This window comes from Bosea sp. BIWAKO-01, assembly GCF_001748145.1.
In the GTDB taxonomy this organism is placed as follows: domain Bacteria; phylum Pseudomonadota; class Alphaproteobacteria; order Rhizobiales; family Beijerinckiaceae; genus Allobosea.
The window spans coordinates 1,974,392-1,990,891 of sequence record NZ_BCQA01000001.1 but is presented as its reverse complement, the minus strand read 5'-3'; the positions used below and the strand labels follow the sequence as shown (position 1 = coordinate 1,990,891).

Below are 16,500 nucleotides of genomic sequence, written 5' to 3'. Positions count from 1 at the left end.
TGCACTGATGGGCGAGGTCAAGATTTGGAATTGGTGGCTCAGGCCCCGTCAGCGCATGGTGCGCCGAACGCCTCATCGTGAGCGCTCCTGACAACGGACTCGCCTGCCAATGCCTCGCATGATCGACTATTTTTTCACGCTGTCCTCGCCCTGGGCCTATCTCGGCCATGCGGCTTTCCTCGAGACAGCCAAGCGCCATGGCGTGACGGTGACCTACCGGCCGATGCCGGTGCGGGCGGTTTTCGACGAGACGGGCGGGCTGCCCTTGCCGAAGCGCCACCCCTCGCGCCAGCGCTATCGTCTGGTCGAGCTGCAGCGCTGGCGCGAACGGCGTGGCCTGCCGCTGGTGTTGCAGCCGAAGCATGTGCCGTTCGATCCGTCCCTGGCGGATCGCTTCGTCACCGCAATGGTGGCGGCTGGTCATGATCCGGATGCGTTCCTGCGGCGCGCCTTCCACACCATCTGGTCGGACGAGCGGGACATGGGCGATCGCTCGGTGATCGCCGGGCTGGCGACCGCGGAGGGTCTTCCGGCCGAGGCCCTGCTGACGACGGCCGAGAGCCCAGCGAGTTCCGAACGCTACGAGGCCAATCGCGTTGGCGCGATCGCCGCCGGTGTCTTCGGGGCGCCCTCCTATGTGCTCGATGGCGAGGTCTTCTGGGGCCAGGACCGTATCGAGCTGCTCGACTCCGCTCTGACGAGCGGGCGGGCTGCCTATCTCCCTCAAGCCTGATCAGCCTCTCGCAGGGCTGATCTGACGCGACGCCTCGGGTGCCCTGCGCCCGAGGCGCTGGTATGCCGTGCCCCACGCGATATGGTTCAGGAGCGCCACTTGGGCGCGCTCAAGAATTCAATCGATTAAGGGAGCGCTGAGCGCGATGACACAGGATCATTCGACATCGAACTGGCCGCAATTGGCTGATCTCAGGGGCAAGAGAATACTGATCACCGGCGCCAGCACCGGCATTGGCGCGGCGGCTGCCCGGGCCTTCGGTGCCAATGGCGCTCACGTCGGCGTTCACTACAATGCCAGTCGTGACAAGGCGGAAGCAGTGGCCCGCGAGATCGAGGCGGCCGGTGGCAAGGCTGTGCTGATTGGCGGCGACGTAACGAAGAGTGCTGAGATTCCGCGCATCATGACCGAGGCGCTTTCGGGCCTCGGGGGGCTCGACGTGCTGATCAACAATGCCGGCGGGTTGGTGAAACGCGTGCCGGTCACCGATTATGATGATGGCATCATCGACGACATCATCGATCTCAACATCCGCCAGGTCGCGCATTTCATGCGCGAGGCGGCCAGGACCCTGATTGCGCAGGGCACGGGCGGCAGCATCGTCAATGTCAGCTCGGTCGCGGCGCGCATTGGTGGCGGCCCGGGCTCCGTGCTCTACGCCGCCTCAAAGGGGTTCATCTCGACGGCGACCCGCGGCTGGGCTCGCGAACTGGTCAAGCACAGGATCCGGGTCAACGCCGTTTCGCCAGGCGTGATCATGACACCGTTCCACGAGCGCTACTCGACCCCCGAGCAACTCGCCGCGATGCAGGCCGGCATCCCGATGGACCGGCTCGGCACGGCGGATGAATGCGTCGGCGCGTTCCTCTATCTCGCCTCCGAGACACTCGGCAGCTTCGTCACCGGCCAGATTCTCGAGGTCAATGGCGGCCAGTACATGCCGTAACCTCCTTCCGTAACGGCCCCCGCGACACCGCGCACCATTTCGCGTTAGGCTCCTCTCTCGTAGGAGAGGCCCGTCGCAGGAGGCCGCCGATGGACTACGAACACTTCTTCCGCACGGAGCTCGACGCGCTTCGCAAGGAGGGACGCTACCGGGTCTTCGCCGATCTGGAGCGCATCGTCGGGCGCTTTCCCCGTGCGCGCTACCATGGCGCGGACGGGCCCCGCGAGATCACGGTCTGGTGTTCCAACGACTATCTCGGCATGGGCCAGCATCCCGACGTGCTGGCCGCGATGCAGGAGGCTCTTGCCGGTTGCGGCGCTGGCGCCGGTGGCACTCGCAATATCAGCGGCACCAACCACTACCATGTGCTGCTCGAGCGGGAACTGGCCGACCTGCACGGCAAGGAGGCGGCGCTTCTCTTCAACTCCGGTTACATGTCGAACTGGGCCTCGCTCTCGACACTGGCCTCCCGGCTCCCGGGCTGCGTCGTCCTGACCGATGCGCTGAACCATGCCTCGATGATCGAGGGCATCCGGCATTCGCGCGCCGAGAAGCTGATCTTCGCCCATAATGATCCCGATGATCTGCGCCGCAAGCTGCAGAGCATCGATCCTGCCCGGCCCAAGGTGATCGCCTTCGAGTCGGTCTATTCGATGGACGGGGACATCGCCCCGGTCGCGGCCTTCTGCGACATCGCCGACGAGTTCGGCGCCATGACCTATATCGACGAGGTCCACGCCGTCGGCCTCTATGGGCCGCGTGGCGGCGGCATCAGCGAGCGCGACGGCCTGAGCGACCGCCTGACCCTGATCGAGGGCACGCTGGCCAAATCCTTCGGCGTGATGGGCGGCTATATCGCCGGCTCGGCCGCACTCTGTGACTATGTCCGCAGCTTTGCCTCGGGCTTCATCTTCTCGAGCTCCCTGCCGCCGAACCTCGCGGCAGGGGCGCTCGCCGCGATCCGTCATCTCAAGACGAGTTCCGTCGAGCGCGAGCGCCAGAGCGATCGGGTCATGGCGCTGAGGAACCGGCTCGACGCGGTCGGCATCGCCCATCTCGCCAATCCGAGCCATATCGTCCCGGTGATGGTCGGCGACGCGGTGCTGTGCAAGGCGATCAGCGACGAGCTGCTGGCGCGCTTCGACATCTATGTCCAGCCCATCAACTATCCGACGGTGCCGCGCGGCACCGAGCGGCTGCGCATCACGCCGTCGCCGCTGCACAGCGATGCTGATATCGACCAGCTCGTGGCGGCGCTGACGGAGATCTGGAGCAGAGTGGGACTGAAGCGCGCGGCATAGCCGCGCAAAACCCCGCCCGAACGGGAGATCCGGGACCCAGTCCGGAGTGCTCTGGATCCCGGCGTTGCGCCCGCCGCGGGGCGACCCTCAGGCCGCTGCCAACGCGCGCTCGAAATCGGCGATCAGGTCGTCGGGATGTTCGAGCCCGACCGAGAAGCGCACCAGCCCGTCGGTGACGCCCATGCTGGCGCGAACCTCCGGCGTGAAGCGCTGATGGGTCGTCGTGGCGGGGTGCACGATCAGGCTCTTGGCATCGCCGAGATTGTTGGAGATGCGGATCAGCTTGAGCGCATTGAGCAAGCGGTAGACGGCCTCCTTGCCCCCACTGACCTCGAAGGCGATCAGGGTCGAGGGACCGCTCATCTGGCGCGCAATGATCTCGGCCTGCGGGTGATTGGGGTCGCCAGGGAAGATCACCTTCGGCAGCTTGGGCTGCTTGGCCAGCCAGGTGGCAAGGATCGCGGCGCTCTGCGCCTGCCGGTTGACGCGCAGCGGCAGCGTCTCCAGGGCCTTCAGCATCACCCAGGCGTTGAAGGGCGACATCGCCGGCCCGGTCTGGCGCAGAAAGGTCTGGATCTCGCTCTGGATCAATTCCTCCGAGGCGAGGACCAGTCCGCCGAGGCAGCGGCCCTGCCCGTCGATATGTTTCGTTGCGGAGTAGACGACGCAGTCGGCGCCGAGTTCGAGCGGACGCTGGAATAGCGGGGTCGCGAAGACGTTGTCGACCACCAGCTTGGCGCCGACCTCCTTCGCCAGCGCGGCGACGGCCGCGATATCGATGACCTCGAGCGTCGGGTTCGCCGGGCTTTCCAGGAAGAAGACCTTGGTGTTGGGCCGTACGGCCTTGCGCCATGCCGCGATATCGGGGCCGTTCACCAGCGTCGATTCCACGCCGTAGCGCGGCAGATGATCCTCGACGACATAGCGACAGGAGCCGAACAGGGCCTGCGCCGCGACGACATGATCGCCGGCACGCACCAGGCTCATCACCGCCGCGGTCACGGCGGCCATGCCGGTCGCCGTCGCGCGGCAGGCTTCGGCCCCCTCGAAGGCGGCCATGCGCTGTTCCAGCATGGTCACGGTCGGGTTCGAGAAGCGGGCATATTGGAAGCCCGGATCCTTGTTCAGGAAGCGTGCTTCGCATTGCTCGGCGCTGTCATAGACATGGCCCTGCGTCAGGAAGAGCGCTTCCGACGTCTCGCCGAACTGAGAGCGCAGGGTGCCGGCATGGACCAGCCGCGTTTCGGGATGCAGCGCCTTTGCGCCAGCGTCTGGACCTGACATGAACTGAACTCCGACCGTTCGTTATAACGGACACGGGGAATAACAGCTCAGCAATCGTTCGTAAAGACGGACAAAAATTCTCCGGAAGGAACGCCTGCGATCTGCGCCTTAGCGGGACAGTTTCGGTGGGCGCCCGAGCGGGGTGAGGAAGCCGGTGAGATCGGTCGTGACATGGTGGACATGGCCGGCTTCGATCGCGGCCTGCTCCCAGGCTTCGCGGAACGGGTCCGGAGTCTGCGGCAGGATCAGCACGGTCTTCATGCCGAGTGCGTTGGGGACAAGCAGGTTCCTCTCGATGTCCTCGAACATGGCGGCGCGGCTGGGATCGACCGCATGTTTCGCCAGGAAATGCTCATAGGTCGCACGCTCGGGCTTGGGCAGGAAGCCCGCCTCGACGATGTCGAAGATGTCCTCGAAATGGTGGAGGATACCGAGCTTGCCCGCGACATTCTCGGCATGTCCGCGCGAGCCGTTGGTGAGGATGAGCTTGCGCCCCGGCAGGGCGGCGATGGCGTCGCCAAGCGCTGGGTTGGGATCGAGCAGGGACAGATCGATCTGGTGCGCGAAATCGAGGAAGTCGCCGGGATCGACGCCGTGCTCCTCCATCAATCCCTTCAGGGTCGTGCCGTAGCGCTGGTAATAGTATTTCTGCAGTGCCCGCGACGACAGCCCGTCGAGCCCGAACAGCTCGCCGAGGAACAGCGTGATGCGCTCATCGACCTGCGGCCAGACTTTTGCCTCGTGCGAATAGAGCGTGTTGTCGAGATCGAAAACCCAGTGCTCGACATGCGCAAACGCGTCCGCATTCGGCAGGAGCGGCGTAGCGGCGGATATGATCGGTTTCTGATTCATGGGCTATGTCATGTGGCGACGTCAGCGTCGCATGCAAGTCTTCCGCAAAGGTTTACCGACGCGCGACGAAATTGGCCGATCGACGGTCAGGCTGCTGGCCCACGATCAAAGCAATTATCAGGCCGTTCTCTCAAGCGCGGCATGAGGGGTGAACGGGTCGCGCATGAGACTCATGCGGACCGTCTCCCTACCCTTCTTCCCGAAATGACCTGCCGCTTCGCGCCGGGACGCGCGCGACATCCTCTCGCCGTCGTGACGTGGTGCGGGCAAGTGCAAGACCGACCATGGCCAGCGAGAGGCCGAGGCCGAGCGCGATGGTGATCGAGTAATCCATGACGGCTCCTCCCGAGAACGCGTCCCCCGGGAGGATGATGAACCTGTTGTTGCCGGCACGCATCACCGGCAAAGGTGGATCACCTTCTGATGATGGTGCCCGAGCCGGTATCGGTGAAAAGCTCGATCAGCGCCGCGTGCGGGATCTTCCCGTCAAGGATGACAACCGCCTCGACGCCCTTTTCGAGCGCGTAGATGCAGGTCTCGATCTTCGGGATCATGCCGCCGGAGATGGTGCCGTCTGCGATCAGTCGGCGGCATTGTTCCACCGTGAGCTCCGGAATCAGGTTCTTGTCCTTGTCGAGCACGCCGGGCACATCGGTCAGCAGCAGCAGGCGCTTGGCGTTGAGCGCACCGGCGATCGCGCCCGCAAAGGTATCGGCATTGACGTTGTAGGTCTGGCCGTCGGCGGCGGCGCAGACCGGCGCCAGTACGGGGATCAGCTCGGCCTTCAATACGGCCTCCAGCACGCTGATATTCACCGCTTCGGGCTCGCCGACAAAGCCGAGATCGAGCACCTGCTCGATCTTCGAATCGGGATCGACGACGGTGCGCGTCACCTTGCGGGCGGTCACCATATTGCCGTCCTTGCCGCAGAGCCCAATCGCCTTGCCGCCCTCGCGCGAGATGTAGCCGACGATCTCCTTGTTGACCGAACCGGCCAGAACCATCTCGACGACATCGACGGTTGCGCGGTCGGTGACCCGCAGGCCCTGCTTGAACTCCGACTTGATGCCGAGCTTGTCGAGCATGCGGGCGATCTGCGGCCCGCCGCCATGGCAGACGACCGGCTTCAGGCCGGACTGCTCGAGCAGGACGATATCCTCGGCAAAATCCTCGGCGGTCGCGGCATCGCCCATGGCGTTGCCGCCATATTTGATCACGATGATTTCCTGGTCGTAGCGCTGCATATGCGGCAGCGCCTGAACCAGCAGTTCTGCCGATTGCGACGGCGTCAGGTGGACGGCGGGATTGATCATCGGCAGGCTCCGCGGGACGCGAGGATCGCGCGCCGGGCCTTCTAGCCGAAGAATGGCCGGGGCGGAAGCCGGCGGGCGCGGTTCAGCTACGCCGCCCGAACAGGGCAGAGAAGGCCAGCGCGAGCCAGCCGGCCAGCATCAGGAAGCCGCCGGCAGGCGCGGCGCCCGCGAAGAGACGCTCCTCATAGAAGCCACGCCGGGTCAGATCGGCGGCAAAGAGCGCGACGCCGAGGATGATGACGGAGAGCGCGATACGCGCCAGCAGGTCGGAGAGCAGGCCGGCCCTGCGCGCCGCCGTCGCGCCCAGGATCACGGGAGCGTGGGTCAGCAGCATCTGGCCGGCGGTCTGGAGGCCGCTCGTGCCCGGTCCATGCGCCGCCGCGGCCAGGAGCGTCACGCCCGCAAGGCCCATCAGCGCGGCCAGCGTGAGATGAATCTTCGCGGCGCTCATGGCAGGGTCACCTTCTCCAGACCGGACAGAAATGCCGGCATGCGCGTCCTCGCAAGGAGGCCTGGCCGGATTGCCTCGCCTCCTTCGCGATCACGGCAGCCGTCGGGCTTATGCCCGCTCTGCCAATACGCGCGCGATCGCGGCGCGCAGCTCCGGAATGCCGAGGCCCTTTTCGCTCGAGGTCAGCAGCACTTCGGGGAAGGCGGCCGGTCGACGCTTGATCTCGTCGAAGGTCGCTTCCTGCATGAACTGCTGGTCGGCCTTCTTGATCGCGTCGCCCTTGGTCAGCACGACCTGATAGGAGACGGCGGCCTTGTCGAGCGTCTCCAGCACTGCGCCGTCGACATCCTTGATGCCATGGCGGGCGTCGATCAGCACATAGACCCGCATCAGGTTGGAGCGGCCGCGCAGATATTCGTGGATCAGATTGGTCCAGGCCGCGACCTTGTCGCGCCCGACGGCGGCATAGCCGTAGCCGGGCATGTCGACGATGGTCAGGCGCTCATCATGCCCGACCTGGCGGAAGAAATTGAGCTGCTGGGTGCGGCCGGGCGTGTGCGAGGTCCGCGCCAGCGCATTGCGCCGCGTCAGAGCATTGATCAGGCTCGACTTGCCGACATTGGAGCGCCCGGCAAAGGCGATCTCCTGGCCGACCATGGGGGGCAGGTCATTGATCTTGGTCGAGGCCCAGACGAAATCCCAGGGACCTTCGAAGAGCTTGCGAGCGCTCTCGATCTCGTCCGGAGTGAAGGGGGCTGTCGTGCTTGTTGTCATGGGTCCTGCCTACACGGCGGCGCGCAAGGCGTCGATGTTGGCGCCAGCGATTGCACTGAGGTTGCGGGAGATTGTCTCTGCATCCCAATCCCACCAGCGAATGGCGAGGAGTTCCGCGATCGTCTCGGCCGGGAAGCGCATCTTTACGATCTGGCCGGGATTGCCGACGACCACCGCATAGGGTGGCACATCGCGCGAGACCTGGGCCCGCGTCCCGATGATGGCGCCGTCGCCAATCGTCACGCCGGGCATGATCACCGCCTCGCGGCCGATCCAGACATCATTGCCGATCACCGTGTCGCCACGCAGGCCAAGCCTGTCCGGCGTCATCTCGGGAGCGCCCTCGAATCCGAACATCTGGAATGGATAGGTCGAGAAGCCGCCCATCGGGTGGTTCGCGCCGTTCATGATGAACTGTGCCGCCTGGGCGATGGCGACGAATTTGCCGATGATCAGCCGGTCGCCGATGAAGTCGAAGTGATAGCGCACGCAGCGGCCGACGAAATGCTCCGGCCCGCGCGAGTCGTCATAATAGCTGTAGTCGCCGACCTCGATCAGCGGGTGGTCGACGACGGCCTTCAGGAAGGCCGTGCCCTTCCAGCCCGGGATCGGGTGAAGGGTCCGCGGATCGGGAAGCGGCATGGAGGCTCCCTTTCGAAGGCAGCGAGAACGAGGTCCATAAAAAGCAAAAGCCCCCCTCCCGAGGGAGAGGGGCGTCGCGTCGCAGCCCGGAGGCTTACTTCGCCTTGTTGCTGTTCGCCGGCTTTCCGGGCGATGGCGTGGCCGTTGCTGCCGCCGCAGCCGGCTTCTTGCCGAACATGCTCTTCAGATTGTCGAACAGTTCGATCTTCACACCGTGCTTGCGCATGATGAAGCCCTGCTGGACGATCGAGAGCAGGTTGTTCCAGCTCCAGTAGATCACCAGACCGGCCGGGAACGAGCCGAGCAGGAAGGTGAAGAACACCGGCATCCAGGTGAACATCATCTTCTGCACCGGGTCCGGCGGCTCCGGGTTCATCTTCATCTGGACGAACATGGTGATGCCCATGAAGATCGGCCAAGCGCCGATCATCAGCATGGCGGGGACCGCGAAGGGCAGCAGCCCGAACAGGTTGAAGACCGAGGTCGGATCGGGCGCGGCAAGGTCCTTGATCCAGCCGAAGAACGGCGCGTGCCGCATCTCGATGGTGATGAACAGGATCTTGTAGAGCGCAAAGAAGACCGGGATCTGCACCAGCACCGGCCAGCAGCCGGCGAGCGGGTTGATCTTCTGGGTCTTGTACAGCTCCATCAGAGCCTGCTGCTGCTTCATCTTGTCGTCGGCGTAGCGCTCGCGAATGGCGAGCATCTCCGGCTGCACCGCTTTCATCTTCGCCATCGAGGCGTAGGACTTGTTGGCGAGCGGGAAGAACAGGGCCTTGAGCAGCACGGTGACGATCAGGATCGAGACGCCGAAATTGCCGACGTGCTTGTAGACCCAGTCCATCACGAAGAAGAGCGGCTTGGTGATGAAATAGAACCAGCCCCAGTCGATCATCAGCTCGAAGCGCTTGATGCCGAGATTCTTCTCATAGCCGTCGATGGCCGCGACTTCCTTGGCGCCGGCGAAGAGCCGGGCATTGGAGGTCGCGCTGGCGCCCGGCGCGACCGTGACGGCCTCGCCGAGGAAATCGGCCTGGTAGGTGTGCGAATTGCCGGTCTGGACCGAGGAATAGCGCCCGTCATACTTGCGCTGCTGATCGGGGATGACCGCGGCTGCCCAGTACTTGTCGGTGATGCCGAGGAAGCCGCCGACGGCGTCCTTCCAGACCTTGCCGGTGGTGCCGGGCGAGAGCGCCGGCTCCTTGTCGATCTTGTCGTAGGTGTATTCCTGCAGGCCCTGCTCGCCGAGATTGCCGACGAGGCCTTCGTGCAGCACGTAGTAGCCTAGCGTGTGCGGCTTGCCGTGGCGAACCACCTGGCCGAACGGATACAGGGTGACCGGCGCACCGCCCTTGTTCTCGACCTCGTCGCGGATCGAGAACATGGCGTTGTCGTCGACCGAGATCATGCGCTTGAACAACAGGCCCTGGCCATTGTCCCAGGTCAGCGTCAGCGGCGTACCGGGGCGCAGCACCTGCGCGTCCGGGGTCCAGACGGTCGTCGCATTCGGCAGCACGACATTGGCGCCAGGCGCGGCGACCCAGCCGAAATCGGAATAATAGGCGTTCGGTCCGCCGAGCGGCGAGAGCAGCACGATGTTCGGGCTGCTGCGGTCTACGGTCTCGTGATAGGCCCTGAGCGAGACGTCATCGATGCGCGCGCCGGTGAGCGAGATCGAGCCGGCAATCTTGGGCGTGTCGATCTTGACGCGCGGACCGCGTGCGAGCGCCTGCTCGCGGGTTTCAACAGCAGCGACAGCCTGGGCCGTGCCGGGAGCGGCGGTGGCTGCCGACTGGCCTGGAACGGTCGCTGGAGCCGGAGCAGCCGAAGAACCGGGCTGAGCCGTCTGGGTCTGCGCCTGCTGGCTCTGCTGCGCGGCCTGCTTCTGCTTTTCCATCTGCGGCACGCCGTAGAAGAACTGCCAGCCGAGCAGCACGACCACCGAGAGGGTGATCGCCAGAAGCAGGTTGCGATTGTCTTCTTTCATCATGACCGGAAACGGATCTCGCTGAATGCCCCGAAGGGCTTTTGGCCTAAGACTGGGGACGGGTGCCACCACTGGGGGGGCGCTTGTCGGTCGGCCTGCGGCCGGCTTTTGCGGGTCTGGCGCGATCGAGCGCGACGGAAAGATCGGCGATCAGCGCGGAAAACGAAGCTGTCAGCACCTCGCGCCGCGCGACGATCACGAGATCGCAGGGCCGGTCGGCCTGGGCGGCAAGTGCTTGCTTCGCGGCGGCGCGCAGACGGCGCCGGATGCGGTTGCGCTCAACGGCATCGCCAACCTTGCGGGAAGCGGTCAGGCCGAGGCGCAGGCCGTGACGGCCTTCTTCACCCGCGGCATCGCGCACCTGCGCCGTGAAGGCAGGCGAACGAAAACGGCGGCCATGCTCGGCCGCCGCCAGAAACTGTTTGCGTTCGGTCAGACGGGCGTGGCGCATGGCGATGGGCCTGTCTTCCGGAAACGGCGCGCAGGTCACGCGCCGGTCGCTCAGGCCGACAGGCGCTTGCGGCCATGCGCCCGACGGGCGGCGATGACCTTGCGGCCACCCTTGGTCGCCATACGGGCGCGGTAACCGTGGCGGCGCTTGCGAACCAGCTTGCTGGGTTGATAGGTTCTCTTCACGGTCCGTCTCCGGGGCCTTGTTCCGGCATGGCGACCGGGTTCCCGCTGGGGAAAATCGGCCGGCCAAGCCTGTCATGCAAAAGGGGCGGCGCCGCCCGAAAGGCTGCGCAGGTGGCGGGCTTATGGCGGAAGGGCGGGGGCGAGTCAATGCCGAAGGCGCATCCTGCGACGATGCCGCGCGGATCGGCGGGCCTGGCTGCTCAGGCCGCCCGTGCCTTGAAGATGCTGATCATCACGAGCCGCGATGCAGTCGGCGAGCAGAAGACCTTCGATAGCGAACAATGGCCAGGCGACGCCGAGCTTCGTCGGACCTGCTCTGTCATAGGGCGACGCGCGCGCCGGCGCGGGGAGGCGGTGAGCGGCCGGTTTCAGCCCGGTGCGATATCTGATGCCCATGCGCACGATCTCTTCGCGCGGTAGCGAGAAGAACCGCCCGGGCGAACTGCGCGACAAGGCGTAGCTCCTGCTTGCGCTCAAGACCGACATGCACGATATAGCGCCCGGGAGGTTGGCGAGGGACGTCTCACTCGCCAACCGGGTCAGGTCCGGAAGGAAGCAGCCCTAACGAGACCGAACGGGTCTTCGTCCAGCCTCCCACTTTGCGGCTGCCTTGCGCGCTGCTCCCGCTTGCCAGGCCTTCGATCAAGGCCGCTCCTGCCTCGTCCCGGCCGGAGTATTGCAAGTCCGGCGTTGACCGTCGCCTCCCGATTGGCGAAAGCATGCGGATGACCGACGAGACTGCCGCTGCCGATTCCGTTGAAGAGCTGGGTTTTCCCGGCCTCGCGCCAGCGCCCGTCGCGACCGCGGCGCCTTACCGGGTGCTCGCGCGCAAATACCGTCCGGCCCATTTCGGCGACCTGATCGGCCAGGACGCCATGGTGCGTACTCTGACCAACGCCTTCGCCGCCGGCCGCATCCCGCAGGCATGGATGCTGACGGGCGTCCGCGGTGTCGGCAAGACGACCACGGCCCGCATCCTGGCGCGCGCCCTGAATTTCCAGAGCGCGGATGGGGCGGGTGGGCCGACCACCGATCTCTCGCGTTTCGGCGTGCATTGCCGCGAAATCATCGAGGGCAGGCATATCGACGTGATGGAGATCGACGCCGCCTCGAACAACGGCGTCGACAATATCCGCCAGATCAACGACAGCGTGCGCTATGCACCGGTCTCGGCGCGCTACAAGGTCTACATCATCGACGAAGTGCACATGATGACCGGGGCGGCGTTCAATGCCTTCCTGAAGACCCTGGAAGAGCCGCCGCCGCACGCAAAGTTCATCTTCGCCACGACCGAGATCCGCAAGGTGCCGGTGACGGTGTTGTCGCGCTGCCAGCGCTTCGATTTGCGCCGGGTCGATGGCAGCCTGCTCGTCGGCCATCTATCGAACATCTGCAAGGCCGAAGGGGTCGACGCCGAGGAGGAGGCGCTCGGCGCCGTCGCCCGCGCCGCCGAAGGCTCTGTTCGCGATTCTCTCTCGATCCTCGATCAGGCCATCGCCCATGCGGCCGGCCGAATCACGCTCGAGGATGTGCGCTCCATGCTCGGCCTCGCCGATCGGGCCCGCGTCATCGACCTGTTCGAGTCGGTGATGAAGGGCGATATCGCGGCGGCGCTGGGCGAACTCAGGGCGCAATATGATGCCGGTGCCGATCCGGTCGTGGTGCTGACCGATCTCGCCGAGTTCACCCATCTGGTGACGCGTCTGAAGCTCGTGCCCGAAGCCGCCCGGGATAACGGCCTGAGCCAGGCCGAGCGCGTGCGCGGCGGTGATTTCGCGGCCCGACTGTCGGTGCGCGTGCTGGCCCGCGCCTGGCAGATGCTGTTGCGTGGCATGGCCGAGGTGAAACAGGCCGACAGGCCGGTGATGGCGGCCGAGATGGTGCTGGTCCGTCTCACCCATGCAGCCGACCTGCCGACGCCCGACGAGGCCATGCGCATGCTGCGCGACGGCAATGGCTCTCCCGCTGGTTCAGGCAATGGCGGGGGAGGCGCTGCGCCCCGCCCTCCCTCCGGAGGCGGCAACACGGCGCTTGCAGCGCGGCCCGTGCTCGCCAGCGCGAACCCCGCGCCGGCTGCCGCCCCGCGCGCGGTTGCGGCTCCGGCCGTGCTCGTCGCCTCGATCGAGGACATCGTCGCGCTCGCCTCGCAGAATCGCGACATCACCTTGAAGATCGCGCTCGAGCGCGACGTACGGCCCGTTCGCTTCGAGCAGGGGCGGATCGAGTTCGCCCTGGTCGAAGGCGGTTCGCGCACACTCGCCAATGATCTGTCACGCCGTCTCAAGGAGTGGACCGGACAGACCTGGATGGTCGTCATCGTCAATGCCGAAGGGGGCGCGACGCTGCGCGAGCAGGCCATCGCCGCGAGGGACCAGCGCGAGAGTGATGCTGCCGCTCATCCTGCCGTGAAGGCCGTGCTCGAGCGCTTTCCCGGGGCCCGCATCGTCAATGTGCGTGATCCGCGTGCTGCCGAGGCTGCCGAGGCGCAATCCGCGGATGCGGGCGGCGATGACTATTTGCCCGATGCCGAGCCGCTGTTCGACGACAGCGAGCCGGATTTCGACGGCATCGATTTCTGACACTTTCGCATACGGAGAGACACCATGCGCGACATGATGGGCCTGATGAAGCAGGCGCAGCAGATGCAGCAGAAAATGGCCGATGTTCAGGCCGAGCTCGACACGATCGAGGTCGAGGGCGCCTCCGGCGGCGGCATGGTCAGCGTGACGATGACCGCCAAGGGCGCGCTCAAGTCGGTCCGGATCGACCCGAGCCTGATGATGGCCGATGAGCGCGAGATTCTCGAAGATCTGATCGTCGCGGCCAGCACCGACGCCCGCGCTCGCGCCGAGCGCGTGATGCAGGAGCGCATGGCTGAAATCACCAAGGGCCTGCCGATCCCGCCCGGCATGAAACTGTTCTGAGCTGCAGGCCCGCATGTCACGCGCCATTGCCGGCCCCGAGATCGAGCGGCTGATACAGCTTCTCGCCAAGCTGCCGGGCCTCGGACCGCGTTCGGCCCGGCGTGCGGCGCTGCATCTCGTCAAGAAGCGCGAGCAGCTCCTGGGTCCGCTCGCCGAGGCCATGGCGACGGCGCGCGAGCGCATCGTCGTCTGCACGACCTGCGGCAATATCGATACCAGCAATCCCTGCTCGGTCTGTCGGGACGCTCGCCGCGACGATGGGGTGATCGTCGTCGTCGCGGACGTCGCCGACCTATGGGCGCTCGAGCGTTCGGGCGCTGTTTCGGGGCGCTATCATGTTCTGGGCGGCGTACTCTCGGCGCTTGACGGTATCCGGCCCGAGCACCTGACGCTCGATGCGCTGGTGGCCCGTGCCTCCGATCCGGTCGTGAAGGAGGTTATCCTGGCGCTCAACGCCACGGTCGACGGGCAGACCACGGCGCATTTCATCACCGATCTGCTTGCCCATTTGCCGGTCAAGGTGACGAAGCTCGCCCATGGCGTGCCGGTCGGCGGCGAGCTCGACTATCTCGACGACGGCACGCTCGCTGCCGCCATTCGCCAGCGCACGGGCTTCTGATCCGGGCTTCCGCCCGTCAGAACTTGTAGCTCAGGCTTGTGCGGACGCTGTGCAGCGTCGAATCCTGATCGGTCGTCACGCCAAGGAAAGCGCCGCGCGCCAGGCGGTTGAACCGGCCGAAATCGGTGTAGCGATATTCGACTCCGGCGATCAGGTGGTCGGTCAGCGCAAAGGAAAGACCGCCGCCCACGCTCCAGCCCGAGCGCGAGGTCTGGGCGCTGTCACGTGCTCCCGAGACGGGATCGAAGAGCTGCTGGTCGAACTCAGTGAAGGTCGCGCCACCCGTGGCGTAGATCATGAAGCGGTCCATCGCAAAGCCGAGGCGACCGCGCACGGAGGCCTGCCAGTCGCGTTTCACCTCACCGATGCCGAGAGAATGACGGAAGCGACCATCGCTATTCAGGGCCTCGATATCGCCTTCGATGCCGAGGACATAGGAGCCGAACTGGTAGTTGAAGCCGGCATGTCCGCCGCCGAGCACCGAATCGGTGTCGGAGGTGAAAGCCGCGCCGATGCCGTTGGAGGCGATGAAGCGGGTGCGCTCCGAGCCCCAGGAATAACCAATCTGGCCGCCGGCGTAGAACCCGGTCCAGGAAAAGAACTCCGGTAGTGCAGGAGCCGGCGGCAGCGTACCCTTGCGATAGGGCATGTCCGCCGCGGAGGCCGCGCCGCCAGCCAGAAGTGCGAGGCTCGCAAGACCGGCTTTCAGGAACATCTTCATCGCAGGTCTCTGTATGTCGTTCGCCGATCGGGTGGCCAGATGCGGTGCCTCCGGTCATCCGGGACCAGGAGGTCGCAAGCCTCTGCTGACGCACGTGAAGTGCGCGCTTTCTGACTTTGATTAGGAACTGTTAAGGTTAACAAACGGATAAGCGGCCTGGGGAAGCCCGCTGCGCAGGGAACAAACTCGTCGTCCGCCCGGTTTGCCCTAGGCTGGTGCCAGGCCGCGTGTCGACCCACCGCGGCGGCGGAGACTTTTCATGGCCTTCTTGAAACGCATCACGGGCGCAGCGGGCGCGGGGGTGGTGCTGGGCTACGTGGCCGAGGCGATCTCGCGCTGGCGCGCGCGGCCTTCGCGCGAGGAGGTTGCACGCGGCCGCGACGCGGCTTCGCCGCTCGAGATGACCTGGCTTGGCTGGAAGGATGTCCTGCTGCGCTTTGCCGGCAATGTTGCCGATAACCGCCTCAGTTCTCTGGCCGGCGCGGTCGCCTTCTTCACCTTGCTTTCGCTCGTCCCGGCGCTCTCGCTCCTTGTCGCGCTGTACCGCTATTTCACCGACCCGCTGACCATCGCCGGCCAGCTCGACAGCCTCACCACGGTCTTTCCGGCTGCCGCACGCGAGTTGATCCGCGAGCAGGCGATGCGGCTTGCGACACAATCCACCACCGGCCTGTCCCTTGCTGTCCTGGTCAGCCTGCTCGTGGCGGCCTGGAGTGCGAACGCTGCGGTGAAGGCGGTCTTCGATGCGCTCAACATCATCTATCGCGAACGGGAGAAGCGCAGCTTCTTCAAGCTGAACCTGATCTCGCTGCTGACCACGCTGAGCGGGGTCGTGCTGCTGATGGCGGCGCTGATCGCGATCGCCATCCTGCCGGTCATCTCCGCGTTCTTCCCGTTCCACTACGAACTCGAGCAACTGGTCCGGCTGGTGCGCTGGCCGAGCTTCGTCGTGATGGCGACGCTGGCGATCGCCTGCCTCTACTGGATCGGGCCGAGCAGGCGGCGGCCGCGCTTCGCCTGGGTCATGCCGGGCGCGATCGCCGCCTCGCTGCTCTGGGCCGCTGCGTCATGGGCCTTCTCCTGGTATGTCGGCACGCTCGGCAATTACACGGCGACCTATGGCTCGCTCTCGACGGTGGTGGTCTTCATGACCTGGCTCTGGCTGTCGGCAATGATCGTGCTCGCCGGCGCCGAACTCAATGCCGAGCTCGAGCATCAGACCGAGCGCGACACCACGATCGGCCGACCCAAGCCTCTCGGCCGCAGGGGCGCGACCATGGCGGACAGGGTTGGTGCTGCCATGGCGGACGAGTAGGC

18 protein-coding genes and 1 other RNA gene are annotated in these 16,500 nt (G+C 65.7%); 8 read left to right on the top strand and 11 right to left on the bottom strand.

Features of this window, described 5'->3' with window-relative positions:
• The first annotated feature begins 118 nt into the window (after nt 1-118).
• The 3 genes from BIWAKO_RS09110 (at nt 119) to hemA (ending at nt 2,980) form a co-directional block, all read left to right on the top strand.
• Nucleotides 119-733: a 2-hydroxychromene-2-carboxylate isomerase gene (locus tag BIWAKO_RS09110; protein ID WP_371331894.1), complete on the top strand. Its 615-nt coding sequence runs from the start codon at nt 119-121 to the stop codon at nt 731-733.
• A 145-nt stretch (nt 734-878) separates the two neighbouring features.
• Nucleotides 879-1,679: an SDR family NAD(P)-dependent oxidoreductase gene (locus BIWAKO_RS09105; protein ID WP_176733290.1), complete on the top strand. Its 801-nt coding sequence runs from the start codon at nt 879-881 to the stop codon at nt 1,677-1,679.
• Between the two features lie 89 nt (nt 1,680-1,768).
• Nucleotides 1,769-2,980, top strand: a complete 1,212-nt coding sequence (hemA, locus tag BIWAKO_RS09100; RefSeq protein WP_069878434.1) for a 5-aminolevulinate synthase — start codon at nt 1,769-1,771, stop codon at nt 2,978-2,980.
• An 87-nt stretch (nt 2,981-3,067) separates the two neighbouring features.
• Here hemA and BIWAKO_RS09095 read toward each other — a convergent pair whose 3' ends face one another.
• The 10 genes from BIWAKO_RS09095 to rpmH form a co-directional block, all read right to left on the bottom strand.
• Complete coding sequence (locus BIWAKO_RS09095; RefSeq protein WP_069878433.1) at nt 3,068-4,264, bottom strand: O-succinylhomoserine sulfhydrylase; 1,197 nt, start codon at nt 4,262-4,264, stop codon at nt 3,068-3,070.
• A 108-nt stretch (nt 4,265-4,372) separates the two neighbouring features.
• Nucleotides 4,373-5,116: a pyrimidine 5'-nucleotidase gene (locus BIWAKO_RS09090; protein WP_069878432.1), complete on the bottom strand. Its 744-nt coding sequence runs from the start codon at nt 5,114-5,116 to the stop codon at nt 4,373-4,375.
• Between the two features lie 187 nt (nt 5,117-5,303).
• Entirely contained in the window at nt 5,304-5,450 is a 147-nt protein-coding gene (locus BIWAKO_RS35900; RefSeq protein ID WP_176733289.1) for a hypothetical protein, read from the bottom strand.
• A 79-nt stretch (nt 5,451-5,529) separates the two neighbouring features.
• A complete protein-coding gene (argB, locus tag BIWAKO_RS09080) occupies nt 5,530-6,429 on the bottom strand; it encodes an acetylglutamate kinase (protein ID WP_043234901.1) in 900 nt (299 codons plus the stop codon).
• 82 nt (nt 6,430-6,511) lie between these two features.
• Nucleotides 6,512-6,880, bottom strand: a complete 369-nt coding sequence (locus BIWAKO_RS09075) for a DUF423 domain-containing protein (protein ID WP_069878430.1) — start codon at nt 6,878-6,880, stop codon at nt 6,512-6,514.
• A gap of 108 nt (nt 6,881-6,988) precedes the next feature.
• Complete coding sequence (gene yihA, locus BIWAKO_RS09070) at nt 6,989-7,654, bottom strand: ribosome biogenesis GTP-binding protein YihA/YsxC (protein ID WP_069878429.1); 666 nt, start codon at nt 7,652-7,654, stop codon at nt 6,989-6,991.
• Between the two features lie 9 nt (nt 7,655-7,663).
• Complete coding sequence (locus BIWAKO_RS09065; protein WP_069878428.1) at nt 7,664-8,296, bottom strand: CatB-related O-acetyltransferase; 633 nt, start codon at nt 8,294-8,296, stop codon at nt 7,664-7,666.
• A 94-nt stretch (nt 8,297-8,390) separates the two neighbouring features.
• A complete protein-coding gene (yidC, locus tag BIWAKO_RS09060; RefSeq protein ID WP_069882299.1) occupies nt 8,391-10,283 on the bottom strand; it encodes a membrane protein insertase YidC in 1,893 nt (630 codons plus the stop codon).
• Nucleotides 10,284-10,329: 46 nt separating this feature from the next.
• Nucleotides 10,330-10,773, bottom strand: a complete 444-nt coding sequence (rnpA, locus tag BIWAKO_RS09055; RefSeq protein ID WP_141740029.1) for a ribonuclease P protein component — start codon at nt 10,771-10,773, stop codon at nt 10,330-10,332.
• Between the two features lie 11 nt (nt 10,774-10,784).
• Complete coding sequence (gene rpmH / locus BIWAKO_RS09050) at nt 10,785-10,919, bottom strand: 50S ribosomal protein L34 (protein ID WP_038364779.1); 135 nt, start codon at nt 10,917-10,919, stop codon at nt 10,785-10,787.
• Nucleotides 10,920-11,421: 502 nt separating this feature from the next.
• On the opposite strand from rpmH, the gene ffs reads away from it, so the two are divergent.
• From ffs to recR, 4 genes are all read left to right on the top strand, one after another.
• Nucleotides 11,422-11,518: signal recognition particle sRNA small type (ffs, locus tag BIWAKO_RS09040), an RNA gene on the top strand.
• A 126-nt stretch (nt 11,519-11,644) separates the two neighbouring features.
• On the top strand, nt 11,645-13,498 hold the full coding sequence (locus BIWAKO_RS09035) for a DNA polymerase III subunit gamma/tau (RefSeq protein WP_069878425.1): 1,854 nt from the start codon (nt 11,645-11,647) through the stop codon (nt 13,496-13,498).
• A gap of 24 nt (nt 13,499-13,522) precedes the next feature.
• A complete protein-coding gene (locus tag BIWAKO_RS09030; protein WP_069878424.1) occupies nt 13,523-13,843 on the top strand; it encodes a YbaB/EbfC family nucleoid-associated protein in 321 nt (106 codons plus the stop codon).
• A 13-nt stretch (nt 13,844-13,856) separates the two neighbouring features.
• Nucleotides 13,857-14,462 carry a recombination mediator RecR gene (gene recR / locus BIWAKO_RS09025; RefSeq protein ID WP_069878423.1) on the top strand — a complete coding sequence of 202 codons (606 nt, stop codon included), beginning with the start codon at nt 13,857-13,859 and terminating at the stop codon, nt 14,460-14,462.
• Between the two features lie 16 nt (nt 14,463-14,478).
• On the opposite strand, the gene BIWAKO_RS09020 is transcribed toward recR, so the two are convergent.
• A complete protein-coding gene (locus tag BIWAKO_RS09020; RefSeq protein WP_069878422.1) occupies nt 14,479-15,183 on the bottom strand; it encodes an outer membrane protein in 705 nt (234 codons plus the stop codon).
• Between the two features lie 259 nt (nt 15,184-15,442).
• Here BIWAKO_RS09020 and BIWAKO_RS09015 point away from each other — a divergent pair, with 259 nt between their 5' ends.
• On the top strand, nt 15,443-16,498 hold the full coding sequence (locus BIWAKO_RS09015) for a YihY/virulence factor BrkB family protein (RefSeq protein WP_069878421.1): 1,056 nt from the start codon (nt 15,443-15,445) through the stop codon (nt 16,496-16,498).
• Nucleotides 16,499-16,500 lie beyond the last annotated feature (2 nt).

Coding starts and splice junctions, on each gene's coding strand:
- BIWAKO_RS09110 (WP_371331894.1), top strand. CDS start 119: ATGATCGACTATTTTTTCACGCTGTCCTCGCCCTGGGCCTATCTCGGC.
- BIWAKO_RS09105 (WP_176733290.1), top strand. CDS start 879: ATGACACAGGATCATTCGACATCGAACTGGCCGCAATTGGCTGATCTC.
- hemA (WP_069878434.1), top strand. CDS start 1,769: ATGGACTACGAACACTTCTTCCGCACGGAGCTCGACGCGCTTCGCAAG.
- BIWAKO_RS09095 (WP_069878433.1), bottom strand. CDS start 4,264: ATGTCAGGTCCAGACGCTGGCGCAAAGGCGCTGCATCCCGAAACGCGG.
- BIWAKO_RS09090 (WP_069878432.1), bottom strand. CDS start 5,116: ATGAATCAGAAACCGATCATATCCGCCGCTACGCCGCTCCTGCCGAAT.
- BIWAKO_RS35900 (WP_176733289.1), bottom strand. CDS start 5,450: ATGGATTACTCGATCACCATCGCGCTCGGCCTCGGCCTCTCGCTGGCC.
- argB (WP_043234901.1), bottom strand. CDS start 6,429: ATGATCAATCCCGCCGTCCACCTGACGCCGTCGCAATCGGCAGAACTG.
- BIWAKO_RS09075 (WP_069878430.1), bottom strand. CDS start 6,880: ATGAGCGCCGCGAAGATTCATCTCACGCTGGCCGCGCTGATGGGCCTT.
- yihA (WP_069878429.1), bottom strand. CDS start 7,654: ATGACAACAAGCACGACAGCCCCCTTCACTCCGGACGAGATCGAGAGC.
- BIWAKO_RS09065 (WP_069878428.1), bottom strand. CDS start 8,296: ATGCCGCTTCCCGATCCGCGGACCCTTCACCCGATCCCGGGCTGGAAG.
- yidC (WP_069882299.1), bottom strand. CDS start 10,283: ATGAAAGAAGACAATCGCAACCTGCTTCTGGCGATCACCCTCTCGGTG.
- BIWAKO_RS09035 (WP_069878425.1), top strand. CDS start 11,645: ATGACCGACGAGACTGCCGCTGCCGATTCCGTTGAAGAGCTGGGTTTT.
- BIWAKO_RS09030 (WP_069878424.1), top strand. CDS start 13,523: ATGCGCGACATGATGGGCCTGATGAAGCAGGCGCAGCAGATGCAGCAG.
- recR (WP_069878423.1), top strand. CDS start 13,857: ATGTCACGCGCCATTGCCGGCCCCGAGATCGAGCGGCTGATACAGCTT.
- BIWAKO_RS09020 (WP_069878422.1), bottom strand. CDS start 15,183: ATGAAGATGTTCCTGAAAGCCGGTCTTGCGAGCCTCGCACTTCTGGCT.
- BIWAKO_RS09015 (WP_069878421.1), top strand. CDS start 15,443: ATGGCCTTCTTGAAACGCATCACGGGCGCAGCGGGCGCGGGGGTGGTG.